The 15102-nt window shown below is 63.0% G+C and carries 14 protein-coding genes; 10 read left to right on the top strand and 4 right to left on the bottom strand.

The window, feature by feature from the left end:
- Positions 1–6 precede the first annotated feature (6 nt).
- Together OJI97_RS16290 and OJI97_RS16285 are read right to left on the bottom strand one after the other, a co-directional pair.
- Complete coding sequence (locus OJI97_RS16290) at positions 7–1497, bottom strand: UxaA family hydrolase (RefSeq protein WP_297665205.1); 1491 nt, start codon at positions 1495–1497, stop codon at positions 7–9.
- Positions 1498–1529: 32 nt separating this feature from the next.
- Entirely contained in the window at positions 1530–2576 is a 1047-nt protein-coding gene (locus OJI97_RS16285) for a LacI family DNA-binding transcriptional regulator (protein WP_297665203.1), read from the bottom strand.
- Positions 2577–2769: 193 nt separating this feature from the next.
- On the opposite strand from OJI97_RS16285, the gene OJI97_RS16280 reads away from it, so the two are divergent.
- The 4 genes from OJI97_RS16280 to OJI97_RS16265 are packed head-to-tail and all read left to right on the top strand — an operon-like array spanning position 2770 to position 7580.
- The gene (locus OJI97_RS16280) at positions 2770–3531 is read left to right on the top strand and encodes a 2-keto-4-pentenoate hydratase (RefSeq protein ID WP_367184777.1); all 762 of its coding nucleotides are present in this window, start codon (positions 2770–2772) and stop codon (positions 3529–3531) included.
- Between the two features lie 20 nt (positions 3532–3551).
- Positions 3552–4838 (top strand): MFS transporter, encoded by a 1287-nt coding sequence (locus tag OJI97_RS16275; RefSeq protein WP_297665199.1) that lies wholly within the window; start codon positions 3552–3554, stop codon positions 4836–4838.
- Positions 4839–4845: 7 nt separating this feature from the next.
- Positions 4846–6258: a glucuronate isomerase gene (uxaC, locus tag OJI97_RS16270; protein WP_297665197.1), complete on the top strand. Its 1413-nt coding sequence runs from the start codon at positions 4846–4848 to the stop codon at positions 6256–6258.
- Positions 6255–7580: a mannitol dehydrogenase family protein gene (locus tag OJI97_RS16265; protein WP_297665195.1), complete on the top strand. Its 1326-nt coding sequence runs from the start codon at positions 6255–6257 to the stop codon at positions 7578–7580. Before uxaC ends, OJI97_RS16265 begins: the two co-directional genes overlap by 4 nt.
- 129 nt (positions 7581–7709) lie before the next feature.
- Here the strand turns inward: OJI97_RS16265 and OJI97_RS16260 are convergent, their stop codons facing one another.
- Positions 7710–8264 carry a redoxin domain-containing protein gene (locus tag OJI97_RS16260; RefSeq protein WP_297665193.1) on the bottom strand — a complete coding sequence of 185 codons (555 nt, stop codon included), beginning with the start codon at positions 8262–8264 and terminating at the stop codon, positions 7710–7712.
- A gap of 243 nt (positions 8265–8507) precedes the next feature.
- Positions 8508–9344: a pseudouridine synthase gene (locus tag OJI97_RS16255; RefSeq protein ID WP_297665190.1), complete on the bottom strand. Its 837-nt coding sequence runs from the start codon at positions 9342–9344 to the stop codon at positions 8508–8510.
- A 515-nt stretch (positions 9345–9859) separates the two neighbouring features.
- Between OJI97_RS16255 and OJI97_RS16250 the strand changes: the two genes are divergently transcribed.
- From OJI97_RS16250 to OJI97_RS16225, 6 genes are all read left to right on the top strand, one after another.
- Entirely contained in the window at positions 9860–10621 is a 762-nt protein-coding gene (locus tag OJI97_RS16250; RefSeq protein WP_297665238.1) for a sulfite exporter TauE/SafE family protein, read from the top strand.
- A 138-nt stretch (positions 10622–10759) separates the two neighbouring features.
- Positions 10760–10990: a hexameric tyrosine-coordinated heme protein gene (locus tag OJI97_RS16245; protein ID WP_297665188.1), complete on the top strand. Its 231-nt coding sequence runs from the start codon at positions 10760–10762 to the stop codon at positions 10988–10990.
- A 30-nt stretch (positions 10991–11020) separates the two neighbouring features.
- On the top strand, positions 11021–11230 hold the full coding sequence (locus tag OJI97_RS16240) for a DUF2945 domain-containing protein (RefSeq protein WP_297665186.1): 210 nt from the start codon (positions 11021–11023) through the stop codon (positions 11228–11230).
- Complete coding sequence (locus OJI97_RS16235) at positions 11230–11451, top strand: DUF488 domain-containing protein (RefSeq protein WP_297665183.1); 222 nt, start codon at positions 11230–11232, stop codon at positions 11449–11451. Before OJI97_RS16240 ends, OJI97_RS16235 begins: the two co-directional genes overlap by 1 nt.
- A gap of 320 nt (positions 11452–11771) precedes the next feature.
- On the top strand, positions 11772–13103 hold the full coding sequence (locus OJI97_RS16230) for a surface lipoprotein assembly modifier (protein WP_297665181.1): 1332 nt from the start codon (positions 11772–11774) through the stop codon (positions 13101–13103).
- 14 nt (positions 13104–13117) lie between these two features.
- On the top strand, positions 13118–15007 hold the full coding sequence (locus tag OJI97_RS16225) for a transferrin-binding protein-like solute binding protein (protein WP_297665178.1): 1890 nt from the start codon (positions 13118–13120) through the stop codon (positions 15005–15007).
- Positions 15008–15102 lie beyond the last annotated feature (95 nt).

The following is a 15102-nucleotide window of genomic DNA, read 5'->3' as shown; positions in this document are numbered from 1 at the left end:
CGGACCCTACAGCGTCACGCCCGATTTCCAGATCGCGATGTCGCGCTCGCCATTGACCTCGGAACGCGTCTCGCGGCCGGAGGCGGTATCGACCAGCAGGGTAAGCAGCGCATCGGCGGCGCCTTCGAACCCATCGGCTAGCACTTGCCCCGCGTCGAAATCGATCCAGCCGCGTTTGCGCGTGGCGAGCGCCGAATTGGACGCGATCTTGAGCGTGGGGGCGGGAAAGCCGAGCGGGGTTCCGCGTCCCGTCGTGAACAGGATCAGCGTCGCCCCCGCGGCGGTGAGCGCCGTCGACGATACGGCGTCATTGCCCGGCGCCTCCAGCAGCGTGAGGCCGGGGAGCGATGCCCGGCCGCCGTAGCGCTGCACGTCGGTGAGGGGGACTCGTCCGCCTTTCTGCACGGCGCCCAGCGACTTTTCCTCCAGCGTCGTGATCCCGCCCGCAAGATTGCCGGGGGAGGGGTTTTCGCTGACCGGCTCGCCGTGGCGCGTGAAATAGGCCTTGAAGTCGTCGATCAGCGTCGCGGCGCGATCGAAGACGTCGCGCGATACGGCGCGGCCGAGCAGCATGGGTTCGGCGCCGAAGATTTCGGGTATTTCCGAAAGAATGACCCGCCCGCCGGCCGCCGCGACGGCATCGCCCATCCGGCCGACCAGCGGATTGGCGGTCAGGCCGGACATGCCGTCGGACCCGCCGCACTTGACCCCCAGCACGAGGTCGGCGAGCGGGACGTCGCTGCGCTCGGCCTGTGCCGCATCGGCGACCAGTTCATCGACCAGCGCCAGGCACGCGGCCTCGTCGTCCTCGACCGCTTGCGCGGCAAGGCTGCGAATATGCGTCCGGCTTTCGGGCGGGATGCCGTCGAGGAGTGCGCCGAGCTGGTTATTCTCGCAGCCGAGCCCGACGATCAGCACCCCGCCGGCATTGGGATGGCGCGCCAGCGCGGCGAGCAACGCGCGCGTGTGGCCCAGGTCATCGCCAAGCTGCGAACAGCCGAAAGGGTGTTTGAACGCATGGATGCCATCGATCCGTCCGGCATGACGCGCGGCGGCGATCCGCGCGACCCGTTCGGCGAGATTGCCGACACAGCCGACGGTAGGGATGATCCAGATTTCGTTACGCGTTCCCACTTGCCCATCGGCGCGCCGATAGCCCCGAAAGCTCGGGCCGCTACTTGCCGCCGCGACGATTTTGGCCGCCGCGGGCGTGAAACTGAATGACGTATCGGGCGTCAGCGCGGTTGAAAGATTATGGCTGTGAACATGGTCGCCGACCGCGATATCGGTCGAGGCGATACCGATCGGAAAGCCATATTTGATCACCTTGTCGCCGCGGGCAATCGGCGCGATCGCTACCTTGTGACCATGCGGAACGGCAACGGAGAGCGCGATGGGGGCGTCGTCGATGCGCAGCAGATCGCCCGCAGCGCCGTTGGCAAGCAATGTCGCGACATTGTCGTCGGGGTCGATCCTGATTGCGGTTACCGGTGTCATATATGCGCCTCGCTTTGATGATGGCCGATAGTTCAGGGCTGGGCCGGCGCGGCGACCGACTGGCGCTCGATGAAGGTCGAGGCAAGCACCGGGCTTTCCTCGATCGCGGTGCCGTCGAGGAAATCGGGGACCAGCGTCCGTGCGGCGCGCGCGCCCATCTCGCGGATCGGCCAGCGCACCGTGCTCAGCGCCGGCCAGATATGGGTTGCCGTAGGCGAATCGTCGAATCCGATGATCGAAAGTTGCCCCGGAACCGAAAGACCCTTGCTATGAGCGACGCTCATCACCCCCGCTGCCATTTCGTCGTTCGAACAGAAAACCGCCGTCGGGGGTTCAGCCAGCGACAGCAAGGCCTCGCCCGCCTCGACGCCCGCGGCATAGCGATAATTGCCGGGTGCGAAATGGTTGGGCGCGAGCGTCAGGCCCGCCTCGCGGAGCGCGGTGTGGAAACCTTCCTCGCGCTCGGCAGCGGACCGAAAACCTACGGGGCCGCGCACGAAACCGATTCGGCGATGGCCGAGGCCGATCAGCCTGCGCACCGCCTCCGCCACCACCTCGCGATCGTTGGAGGATACGCAATGCACCGCGTCGTCGAGGAGCGCCGATCCGACTCTGACGTAACGCACCCCCAATTCGCTGCACAGCGCCGCGAGCGCATCATTCTCGGAAATGGGAGGGAGCAGCATGGCACCGATCGGACGCTGCTTTTCCAGAAAGATGCGGACGTCTTCCAACATGCGGTCCGATCCGCGGTCGACCGGACGGACGAGCAAAGCCAGGTCGCTGTCCTTGATCGCATCGAGAACCCCTTGCTGGAAGTTCAGCACCGTCTGGGCATTGGGATTGTCGTGGAGTAGCGCGATCAGGAAATTGCGGCGAAAGGCGAGGGCGCGCGCCTGGGGATTGGGAACGAAGCCTAGGGTTTCGATGGCGTCCTGCACCGCCTTGCGCGTCTTTTCGGCGATGAACTCGGATCGATTGATGACGCGGCTGACGGTCTTTTTCGACACACCGGCCAAGGCGGCGACGTCGTTGATCGTCGGCTGTTTGGAACCCGGCTCACCTTTGTTTGCTCGCATATTGTCCGCACTCCGCTCGTTGGTCCGCCGGATGATCCGCAGATCGGCGCTATTTCTTGCCTAGTGAGCGTTCGGGGAACCGAAATCAACAGGCGGGCTCGCCTAATCGCTTGTTTTTGACACCGGTGTCTTTTAGAGTAGAAGCCAGAAGAGGGAAATGACAAAGATGAGTGCGACGAACGAAGCGGAAACTGTGGCCCGGGCGCTTCTTGCCGCGCGCGCCGGAAAGACACCGCTTACCTCTTATCCCGGCGCCGTGCCGCAAACCATGGCTGCGGCTTATGCGATTCAGGACCATGCGATCCGGCTCGACGGCCGGCCTGTCGGCGGCTGGAAGGTCGGCCGGATCGCCGACGATCTTGCGGACCGCTATGGCGACAATCGTCTCACGGGGCCCATTTTCTCCGAGGAAATTCGCGAGGAGTCATCTGGTGCCGCGCCCGCGATGCCGGTATTCGTGCCGGGATTCGCTGCCGCCGAAGCGGAAGTTTTGCTACGGCTCGGCGCGGTCGGCGATGTCGATTACGACGCGGTTTCGATCCGCGATTGCATCGAAGAAGTGCGCGCCGGGATCGAGATCGCAAGCTCGCCCTTTGCCGAAATCAACCAGCACGGACCTGCCGTCACGGCGTCGGATTATGGCAACAACAAGGGATTGGTGCTCGGCCCGCCTATCGCGGCATGGCGCGATGTCGACCTGATCCGCATGCCTGTCGCGATGTTCATCGAAGGAGCGAAAGTGGGCGAAGCGACGATGGAGACGATGCTCGACGGCCCCTTCGGCGCTGCCGCCTTCCTGGTACGCACCCTGCATCGACGGGGGGTATCCATAGCGCCCGGCACCTGGGTGTCGTCGGGTGCCATAACGGGCGTCCATGAAGTCACGCCGGGCCAGACGGTGGAGGCGCTGTTCGACGGAAAAATCCGCGTCGGCTGTCTGATCGAAAGCCTCTAGAGGCAGATAAGGGGAGAGTGATGGCAGACGCAATCGCAGAAAAGATCGTGCCGCCGGTGGCCAATGTCGGACGATATCGCTGGGTCATTGTCGGCCTGCTCTTTCTCGCCACCGCAATCAACTATGTCGATCGCCAGATGATCGGCGTCCTCAAGCCAACGCTCCAGCATGAAATGGGGTGGACCGAGGGTGATTTCGCCAACATCGTCTTCTGGTTCCAGGTCGCCTATGCCATCGGCTATATCGGTTTCGGACGGATCGTCGACAAGGTCGGCGCGCGCGTCGGCTATCTTGTTGCGATCGTCATCTGGACGGTAAGCCACATGGCGCACGGTCTGGCGTCGAGCGTAACCCAGTTCGCGCTCGCGCGGGCCGGTCTTGGTATCGGCGAATCGGGCAATTTCCCTGCCGGCATCCGTGCCGTCACCGACTGGTTCCCGCAAAAGGAGCGGGCTTTCGCGATCGGCTTGTTCAATGCGGGCGCGAATGTCGGCGCGATCGTCACGCCGCTGCTCGTTCCCTTCCTCGTCCTCATGTTCGACTGGCGCGTCGCCTTTTACGTCACCGGTCTGTTCGGGGTGTTGTGGCTGATTGCCTGGTGGGCGATCTATCGCCATCCCGACGAGCATCCCAGACTGTCGGAGGGTGAGCGCGCCTGGATCCAGCAGGATCCGGCGGACCCGGTGACGCCGATCGGTTGGGGGCGGCTGCTCGGCATACGCGAGACCTGGTCCTATGCGCTCGGGAAATTTTTCATCGACCCGATCTGGTGGTTCTTCCTCTTCTGGCTGCCCGGCTATCTGTTCGAGCGCTATGACATGGACCTCAAGAGCTTCGGTCTGCCGCTTGCGGCCATCTATCTGATTTCCGATGTGGGCAGCGTGGCCGGCGGCTGGCTCTCCTCGCGGCTGATCAAGGCGGGGCGCACCCCCAATTTCGCCCGGAAATTGACGATGTTCGTCTGCGCCTGCTGCGTCGTGCCGGTCTATTTCGCGCAGGACATCGACAGCGTCTGGACTGCGGTGCTGATCATCGGGCTCGCAACCGCCGCGCATCAGGCTTTCTCCGCGAACCTCTACACGCTGCCGTCGGACATCTTCCCGCGCGGGGCGGTGGGCTCGGTGGTCGGCATCGGCGGCACCGTCGGGGCGGTCGGCGGCATGGGCATGGCGCTGTTCACCGGCTATATCCTCGAGACGACGGGCAATAATTATCAGATATTGTTCGGCATCTGCGCGAGCGCCTATTTCGTCGCGCTGCTGGCGGTGCATCTTCTGTCGCCGCGTCTCGACCGCGTGACGGTATAGGCTCGCGATGTTTCGTCCGCTGACCCTCCATCCGGACCGGCTCTTTCCGTCCGATCCGGCTCAGCGCGCCATTGCGCGCCGCCTGTATGCCGAGGTTGCCGATCTGCCGATCATCAGCCCGCACGGACACACCGACCCGGCCTGGTTTGCGGCCAACGCGCCTTTCGGAAATGCGACGGAAATGCTGCTGCATCCCGACCATTATGTGTTCCGGATGCTGTATTCGCAGGGCGTTTCGCTCGACGCGCTCGGCATCCGCAATCCCGATGCCGACCCGCGCGAGAGCTGGCGGTTGTTCGCGCAGCATTATCATCTTTTTCGCGGAACGCCGTCGCGAATGTGGATGGACTGGGTGTTCGCCGAGGTGTTCGGGCTCGAGGTGCAATTTTCAGCCGAGACGTCGGATCTCTATTACGACCACATCACCGAAACGCTGGCGGCCGACGCCTTTCGTCCGCGCGCGCTGTTCGATCGTTACCGGATAGAGGTGATCGCGACGACCGAAAGCCCGCTCGACACGCTCGACCATCACGCGGTCATCCGCACCGCCAACGAAAAGGGCGAATGGGGCGGGCGCGTCATCACCGCCTATCGGCCCGATCCGGTCGTCGATCCCGAGTTCGAGGGCTTTCGCGACAATCTGGCGCGCCTGTCGGAGCTGTCGGGCGAGGATGCCTTTTCCTATGCCGGCTATCTTGCCGCGCATCGCCGGCGCCGCGCCTTCTTTGCGAGCATGGGGGCGACCTCGACCGACCATGGGCATCCCAGCGCGGCGACGGCAGACCTTTCCGATGCCGAGGCCGAAGCCCTGTTCGCGCGGGTCACCGGCACCGATGTCAGCGCGGCCGACGCCGAACTGTTCCGCGCGCATATGCTGACCGTGATGGCGGGAATGAGCCTCGACGACGGCCTGGTCATGCAAATCCACCCCGGCGCTTTCCGCAACCATAACCCCTGGCTGTTCGCCCATTATGGCCGCGACAAGGGCGCCGATATTCCAACGGGCACCGATTATGTTCATGCGCTGCGCCCGCTGCTCGGCCGCTATGGCAATGAGACGGCGCTGACGGTCATTCTCTTCACGCTCGACGAGACGAGCTATGCGCGTGAACTTGCGCCGCTCGCGGGCCATTATCCGGCGTTGAAGCTTGGCCCCGCCTGGTGGTTCCACGACAGTCCCGAAGGGATGCGCAGGTTCCGGCAGCAGACGACCGAAACCGCCGGCTTCTATAATACGGTCGGCTTCAACGACGACACGCGGGCCTTCCTGTCGATCCCGGCGCGGCATGACGTCGCGCGGCGGATCGATTGCGGCTTTCTGGCCCAGCTTGTCGCGGAGCATCGGATGGAGGAATGGGAAGCCGCCGAACTGGCGACCGACCTCAGCTACCGTCTCGCCAAGGCGGCCTATAAGCTGTGAGATTGTCCGCCGACACGCGCCTGCCGTCTTCGATCGCCGCGCCCGCCTATGACCGCGCCGCGCAAGCGAGCGGAATCGTCCATTTCGGGATCGGTGCTTTCCACCGCGCGCATCAGGCGGTCTATACCGACGATGCGATGGCGGCGGGCGATCGCGATTGGGGGATCGTCGGCGTTTCCTTGCGCTCGGGCGACGTTGCGGCGCAGCTCAACCCGCAGGACGGTCTCTATTCGATCAGCACCCGCAGCGCCGCGGATGCCTCGCTTCGTCTGATCGGCGCGGTGCGGCATGTTCTGGTCGGATCGGTTGCCCCGCAGGCGGTCATCGACGCTGTCGCCGCGCCGACGACGCATATCCTCAGTTTCACGGTGACCGAAAAGGGCTATTTGCGTGCCGCCGACGGCACGCTCGACCTCGCCGCGGCAAGGGGGGCATCGAGCCTCTACCGCTTCGTCGGCGCCGGTTTGGCGGCGCGCAAGGCGGCGGGGCTTCCCGGCGTTACGCTATTGAGCTGCGACAATCTCGCGAATAATGGCGCCGTGCTGGGCGGGCTGATGCGGCAATATCTTGTCGCCGCGCACCCCGATCTGGTGGACTGGTTCGATGCCAACTGTCGCTGTCCGGCAACGATGATCGATCGCATCGTGCCCGCGACCACCGACGCTGATCGCGATGCGATCGAAGCCGCGCTCGGTGCGCGCGACGAGGGCACGGTGGTCACCGAAGATTTCCGTCAGTGGGTGATCGAGGATGATTTCGCCGGCCCGCGCCCGCGCTGGGAGCAGGTGGGGGCCGAACTGGTCGCGGACGTCGCATCCTATGAAACCGCCAAGCTGCGGATGCTCAACGGCGCCCATTCGGCTCTTGCCTATATCGGCCTTGGGCGCGGCCATGACTATGTTCATCAGGCGATCGCCGATCCCGCCATCCGGCCAGTCGTCGAAGCGATCATGCGCCGCGAAGCCGCGCCGACCATCGATGCGGCGCCGGGGCAGAATCTCGACGCTTATGCCGCATCGCTGCTCGATCGCTTCGCCAATCCCGCGCTTGCGCACCGGCTGATCCAGATCGCGATGGACGGCAGCCAGAAGATTCCGCAACGCTGGCTCGAAACGCTGGCCTGGCATCAGCAGCGCGGCGACACATGCCCGTCGCTGGGTCTGGCGATCGACGCGTGGATCGACTTTCTGGCAAGCGGCCGCTGGCCGATCGACGACCCGATGGCGGACGCGCTTCGCGAAGCGGCGGTGCAGCCCGATGCGCGGCAGCGGCTGTTCGGCGCGGGGGGGCTGCTTGCATCGGGTTGGCGTCCGGAGCCTTAGGGCTCCCCGGGCAGGCTGCTGCGCCGTTTTGTTTAAGGCACTGTATTTCCGCCTATGGCCGCTTCTTGCCGCTCGCGCGCGGAAGCGGTCTGGATCGGAAGGGGAGGGCAGTCCCTGTGTTTCATATGGTCAATTGCACCCGCCTTCGATCGTGCAGTTCGGCTGCTCTTGTTGATCAGAGACCGCAACCTCAGCGCCGCTTCCCTCTGCCAGCAGCATGGCAATGCGCGCTCCCAATGCCAGATCGGGCTCCTGTCCGAACGCATCATGCCGGACCTGACCCAAGCGGTCGATCAATATCAACGATGGCGTGCCGCGCAGCTTATAGCGCTGCATCGTTACCGGCGGCCCCGCGGGATCGGTATGGGTATCGACACCCACCGGAAAGCCGATCCGATATTCGTGCAGAAAAGCTTCGAGCGCGACCGGGGTCATCGCTGCATGATGCTCGAACACGGTGTGCAGGCCGACCACCGCGACTTCTTCGCGGCTGAACGTCTGCTCCACGCGCTGTAATTGCGGCAGGCCGTGCGCAACGCAGCCGGGGCACAGCATCTGGAAGGCGCCCAACACGATAATGCGGCCTCGCAATGAGTCTGGCGACAGGGGCGCGCTGTTGAACCACTGAGTTACTGCCCATTCCGGGGCCGGATAGGGAGGCATTTGCGGGATTTCCTTCTTCATGAAACGATGGGCTCCCGCTGGCGAAGCCAGCCGTCATGGTGTCGTATGCGCAAGCGAATAAATGCCGTCAGGCCATGCCTCTCATTGCTGCCAGCGATACGCCGAAATGATGGGGAGCGGTCGCCCGTCAATGACATAGGCTGGAACCGACTCCATCTTTGCCGCTTCGGCTCCGGCAATGTGACTGGGCGCATTGCCGAAATCAACAAGGGTGGGGAGGCCAGCGGCAATTATCTCCCTTGGTTAACTGCAAGACAATTGCAGATCGACGCGTTCGTTCGGGGCAAGAGATCGGACCTGCCCTTTCGTCAGATCGCCGAGCGACACGCCACCGATGGCAACGCGCACCAGCCGCAGGACATTTGCGCCCTGGGAAGCTACCATGCGTCGAACCTGCCGGTTCCTCCCTTCGGTCAGCACTATTTCGATCCAACTCGATCGCCCGGAGGTGCGCAGCAGCCCGACCGATGCGGCGCTGAGGCGCTCTCCGTCATCCTCGACCGGTTCGCTAAGGGCCGAGACGAAACGCTCGTCTGCAACGCGATCGATCTTAACGTGATAGGTCTTCGGGACGCCCGAAGCCGGGTTCATCAGCTGTTCGGCCCACTGTGTATCGTTGGTCAGGAGCAACAGCCCTTCGCTCGCCTTGTCGAGTCGGCCGACCGGCGAAAGAAACGGCAGTCCGTCAGGAAGGCAATCATAGACCGTATCGCGCTGCCGCGGATCGCGCCGGGTGGTTACGAGCCCGCGCGGCTTGTTGAGCATCAGGTAGACTTTGTCCTGGGCGGTGATCTTGGCGCCATCGACAACGATCACCGCCCGGGCCATATCGACCCGCTGACTGGCAGCACGCGCAGGCCGGCCATCCACGAGCACCCGCCCAGCCTCGATCAGGGCGAGCGCTTCGGTCCGGGAACAATATCCCAGCTTTGAAAGCGCGCGCGGTAGGCTGACAATGGTCGCGGGATGGAAAGGCGGCTGGATGCGCCGGGTGGCAGAGCGCGGGGCACCTTGCCAGGAATCGTGACGGGACATGATGTAGGTCCGGCCCACCGAAGCTGCATTTTCGGGAAGGAGCATGACTGGAACGGAAAGAGGCAGGGAGAAAGCAGCGCTGCGCGGATATCTGACCCCGGGTAGCCGCGAGTGCACCCGGGGCTAGAGGCCCGCGATCAGTCTGCCGGCGCGCAAAGCGCGATGGAAATTGTTACCTGTCATGGTTCGCCTCATCGGCCTGACCAGTTTCGGCGTCAATGCCTGTCGGGGTATCTCGGCAATCTCGGCCTGATCAAAGGAATCGATCGCGCTTCGCCGACGCTAATCGCAGCTTGCAGGCGGCGGCTCAGGCGCTGGTAAACAAGAGCTCGTCCCGGCCGAATAAGCGCGGCTCGATTGGCAGCGGGGTCCCTGGATCGACCTGACCAGCAGCGCCACCATGGATGGCGATTATCCTATCTGAACAGCAACGAAGCTGCCGCACCCTTATGCTGGGCTTCCGGTTGATCATTATTTGACAGGTCGGAACGACCGCTGCCAGCATAGAAGGATAGGGGAGGGTTTTGTTGTTCCAGACTGTGCTTGGTCAATTCGACGTGATGCATATGACCGCGGGCTTTCTCGTCGGGGCTTTGGTGGGGCTGACGGGTGTCGGCGGCGGGGCGCTGATGACGCCGCTGCTGGTGCTGATGTTTGGTGTGAATCCCAAGACGGCGGTCGGAACCGACCTGCTCTTTGCAGCGATAACGAAGACAGTCGGCAGCACCGTTCACGGCTGGCGTGATACGGTCGATTGGCGCATTTTCCGCCGTCTTGCGGCGGGATCGATTCCGGCCGCATTGCTGTCGGTCATCGCGTTGCAGTGGGTAGGCGAGATCGGCGCTCATGCCGAGCGCGTCATTATCGCCTTCCTTGGCTGCATGCTCATTCTCACGGCGTTCGCCGCGCTCTTCCAGAAACGGCTTGTGCGGTTCGCACGCCGCGGAGGCGGTCGCGACGACCGGCGCGCGCTGCTTCCTACGGTAATGCTCGGCGCGTTCATTGGGGTTGCTGTCTCGATCTCCTCCGTTGGGGCAGGAGCAATCGGCGTGACGGCCTTGTTGATGCTCTATCCAAGGCTGCCGGTGTCGCGGATCGTCGGCACCGACATCGTTCATGCGGTCCCGCTGGCGTTGGTTGCGGGCTCGGGACACTGGCTTTATGGCGACGTCGACCCCGAATTGCTCGTCAGTCTGCTCATGGGATCAATCCCTGGCGTGATCATCGGCAGTCTCCTGTCAAGCCGTGCCCCCGACCATCTTCTGCGCCCGGCGCTCGCTGCCGTGCTGCTGCTCTCGGGGGTGAAGTTGCTTATCCACTGATGATATCGGCAGGCTCATGGCCCAGGTGCGGATGGCAGCATGACGGCCGATGACCGGCTCGTCACGAGAGTGGGTTGAAAGGCGCCGCCCGGTTGATAGGCTGTGAAGCACCGGAACCGTGAGAAAAAGGACTGTGAGATGGCTGAAACCTGGCTTCCATCGCTCAAGACGGCAACGCCGCAGGAAGGATTTGAACTCGCCACGAAACTTGCCCGCGTCGGTGTGAAGTTGACCCAGCCATCGGCGGACGTGCGCGACAAGCTCCGCGCCTCCTATGAACAGGATTCGGCGCAGTTGATCGCTTCTTCGCAGGTGATTGCCATCCATTTTCAGACGGTCGCCGCTGCCAATGATTATTGGCGCGGCTGACCTGTCCGCCCCTTAAGCGGGACAGGAATCTTGGCAAAATATGCGATCGGCGATCATGTGCGCTGGAATTCCGAAGCCGGCCATGTGACCGGCAGGATCATCCGGGTTCATCATGCGGATTTCGATTATAAGGGGCACCGGCACCGGGCTTCCAGAGATGATCCGCAATATGAGATCAAGAGCGACAAAACGGATCACATCGCGGCTCACAAGGAAGCTGCGCTGACAAAGATCAAGTAATGACCGCACAATTCGTTACGATCGGTCACTCCAACCGAAGTTTCGACCAGTTTCTTGATATGCTGCGCGCCGCCCAGGTCGGCGAGGTGATTGACGTCAGGCGGTTTCCGCGATCACGGAGCAATCCCGTCTATAATGTCGACCGGCTGCCCGAAGCCCTGGCGCAAGTGCAAACCGGCTATCGCCATTGGCCTGCTTTTGGTGGCCGGCGGCAATGCTGACAGCTTGCGACGCTAGCGCCGGCCATTTCTTGGCGCCCGTGCTGCATCCATAAAGAGCGGGATATCCTGTTAGATGACGCGTACCCGATATTGATATCCCGCTGTTTCATTCTCCGGTTTGGAACCATTAGGGTCCTGACCCTAACAACCTGACAGACGCAGTTGCCAAAACATGCAACCTCGGTCCTGCAAACTGATCTCCAACCTCCTCGTGATTTGGATGAAAAAGCAAGTGGCGTTTCCGATTTTGATAAGTGATGGGTGAGATAGGGGGCCTTACAAGGGGGTGGGTGATTCGCGTTCGAATATTCGTAGCGGCCTTGGTCGCGGCGAGCTTTTCTACTGTCGGCAGTGCGCAGGAAACGATGGACCCGGGCGTGTCCAGCGCGAACCCTGTCGCATCACCAACCAGCGTAAAACTTTCCGCAGCGCAACTTTTCAAATTGGCCGATCAGGCCCGGGGGCGCCGCGACTTCATAACGGCGGAATCGGCCTATCGGGCGCTCGCCAGGGATCCCGACATCGAACTGCGTACCGAGGCGAGATTTCGCCTCGGAATGATGCTGGCCGACGATCTCAAGCGCTATTCGGATGCGGCGATCGAGTTTCGCCATATCCTCGACGACAAGCCGGATGTCGCACGGGTGCGGCTGGAACTGGCGCGCATGCAGGCCATGCTCGGCAATCTTGCCGCAGCGCGCAAGGAATTGCGCGCCGCCGAGGCCGCGGGCCTGCCGCCGGAGGTCGAACAGATCGTGCGCTTTTATTCGCGCGCCCTCGATGCCCGAAAGCCTGTCGGCGGCTCGGTCAAGCTGGCGCTCGCGCCTGACAGCAACATCAACCGCGCTACCCGTTCCGACACGCTGGGCACGGTGATCGGCGACTTCGTCCTCGACGAGGAAGCCAAGGCAAAATCGGGCGTCGGTCTCGATCTGCAAGGACAAGGCTATGTCCGCATCGGGATCGAGCCCGGCGCTGATCTTCTGGTCCACGCATCGGCCGGCGCCGTGCTCTATCGCGATGCCGACTTCAATGACGTCACGGTCGGGGTTCAGGCCGGTCCGCAATATGCGTGGGGCCGCAGCCAATTGACCTTTTCATTCGGGCCGTCGTGGCGCTGGTATGGGCGCGATCCCTATAGCAGGGCGGTCGGCGGCAGCGTGAGCTGGCAACGCCCCACCGGCAAGCGAAGCCAGATGAGGATCGAAGGCGGTATCGCGCACCAGACCAACCTGCGCAACGCGCTTCAGACCGCCGATGATTTCACCCTCTCCGCGAGTTTCGACCGGGCCTTCAGCGCGCGAATGGGCGGCGGGGCGCAACTCTATGGATTCCGGGAGGCCGCGCGCGATCCCGGCTATTCGCTGGCGAGCGGGGGAACCTCCTTCTATCTGTTTCGTGAGCTTGGGCGCGCCACGTTGGTCGGGACGCTGGGCTACAGTCATCTCGAAGCCGATGAGCGCCTGTTCCTTTATCCGAAACGCCGGGTCGAGGACCGTTATAATGCAAGCCTCGCGATGACGCTGCGCGCCCTGAGGCTCGGCCGTCTCGCGCCGCTGGTCCGCCTGAAATGGGAGCGCAACCGCTCCTCGATCGAAATCTATGATTATCGCCGCGTTGCCGCTGAATTCGGCGTCACATCGGCATTTTAACGGGGGAATAGTTCATGCGTCTTACACGTTCCAAGAGGCTGGCCGCGATGGTTTCGTTGACGACGCTCAGCCTGATGCTCGCTGGTTGCGGCGGGGGCGGCGGCGTCAATTCAACGCCCGTGCCGCCCCCGGCACCGACGCCCACACCGACACCCACGCCGACACCGACGCCGACGCCCACGCCCACGCCCACGCCCACGCCCACGCCCACGCCTACGCCGACACCCACACCGACGCCTACTCCCCCGCCAACAGCGACGAAGATCGTCGGGAAACCCACGGCCGGCGCGACCTTCGCCGCGGCCGCAAATCTCGCTGCGGTCGATTATGATGTCGGCCGTGCGCAGCCCGCAACCGGCGGCCCCGTGGCCGAAGCGAGCCTGATCTATGATGCCGGTGCGGACAGCTTTACGCTCAGCGCGGGATCCGAGGAGTTCGTGTTCAATCCGGCCGACGTGAAAATCGCGTCATCAAATCTGCTGCGCTATGAAAAGGTCGAGGGCGACAAGGTCACGCAACTCGATCTCGATTGGGGTATGCGATCCGACTGGACGACCACTCCCGATTATGTTGCGCTTGGCCAACTTCTCATAAGACAAACGGATATACCGACCGGCATCGACCATTATAGAACGCTCGATCTGGTCTTCGGCTTTCCGAGCGAGGCGTCCGCCGTGCCCAAGACAGGGCACGCCGCCTATGACCTGAGGTTCAGCGGCTCGCGCTCCTCCAGCGTCACCGACAGCTTGCTCGATGTGGTCGGGGACGGGACGGCCCTCGTGGATTTTGGAACGGGGCAGTTGGAAATCGCCGGCAAGACGGCATCGTTCAATTTCTCCGGTGCCCGGATTCCGGTTGTCGAAAGCGAAGGGGAGGTCAAAGCCAGTGGTGCGATCGTCGCCGGCGAAAATCGCTTTACCGGCACCTTCACGGCAAAGGCCGGGGCGTCGGACACCTATGCGGGCAATTTGTCCGGGTCCTTCTTCGGTCCTGCTGCCGAGGACATCGGCGGGACACTCTATGGCAGTTCGGGTCCGCTCTATTACAGCCTTGCCTTTGCGGGCTATGGCCTGCCGGAAACCGCCGCTGACGATACGCTCGCCAATCTGGAAGGGGTGACCCGTTTCCGGACCGTTTGGGCGGCGATCAACCTGCCTGCCGAAGAGAATATGGATCCGCCTGACGATAGGATAAATCCTCCCTTCGCGGAAACGATCATCTACGACGCCGATACGCGAACATACACGGTGTCCAGTCGATCGGCCGCTGGATTCCAGTTTTCCTTCGGTCCTGCCAATCGCGTTGCAGCGAACGATTCGGGGGATTATCGAGCCTATGGCGTGGCGCAGCCCTTTGTCGACGGAAAGGTGCAATATTCGATCGGCCTGTTCGATGGCGAGGCTGACGGTATCCAGTTGACCTATGCTGGCTTCATGCGCGTTCTGGCGGCACGCACCGACTTTGACGGCAAGCCCCTTGGCGAAAGCGTCGAATATATCGGCTTCGGCAATTTCACGCCGCCCGATCAATTGCCGCGTAGTGGCAGCGCGACCTATGCAGGCCGCCTTTTCGGAGACATCGACGACGGTTCGAAGCTTGTCGCCGCATTGGTCGGCCGATCGGATCTCACGGCAAATTTCGGGACCGGCGCGCTGACGGCTAGCCTGTTTCCCACGCGGGTCACCGCAGACGGCGTCACGACCGCTTTGGGGCGATATGATTTCTCAGGGGTGATCGATGCCTTCTCGGCGGCTTTCACGGGAGCGTGGAACTTGGGACCGGGAACACTGGCCGGCCGTTTTTACGGCAACGCGGCTCAGGAATATGCGGCAGTCTTCAATATCAAGGATCCCGCAGTGGGGGCGATGACGGGGGTCGCCATAGGGAAGCAAAACGTGCCGTGAATATTGGGAATCCAAGGACGGGCAACGATTGTTTCTCGCCCATAGCTCGTGAGGTTTTGGCATATCCGCGCTGCCGCATGGAAGATCGCGATACG

The organism is Sphingopyxis sp. (genome assembly GCF_025869345.1).
GTDB lineage: Bacteria > Pseudomonadota > Alphaproteobacteria > Sphingomonadales > Sphingomonadaceae > Sphingopyxis.
This window is presented reverse-complemented; position numbering and strand designations above follow the sequence as displayed.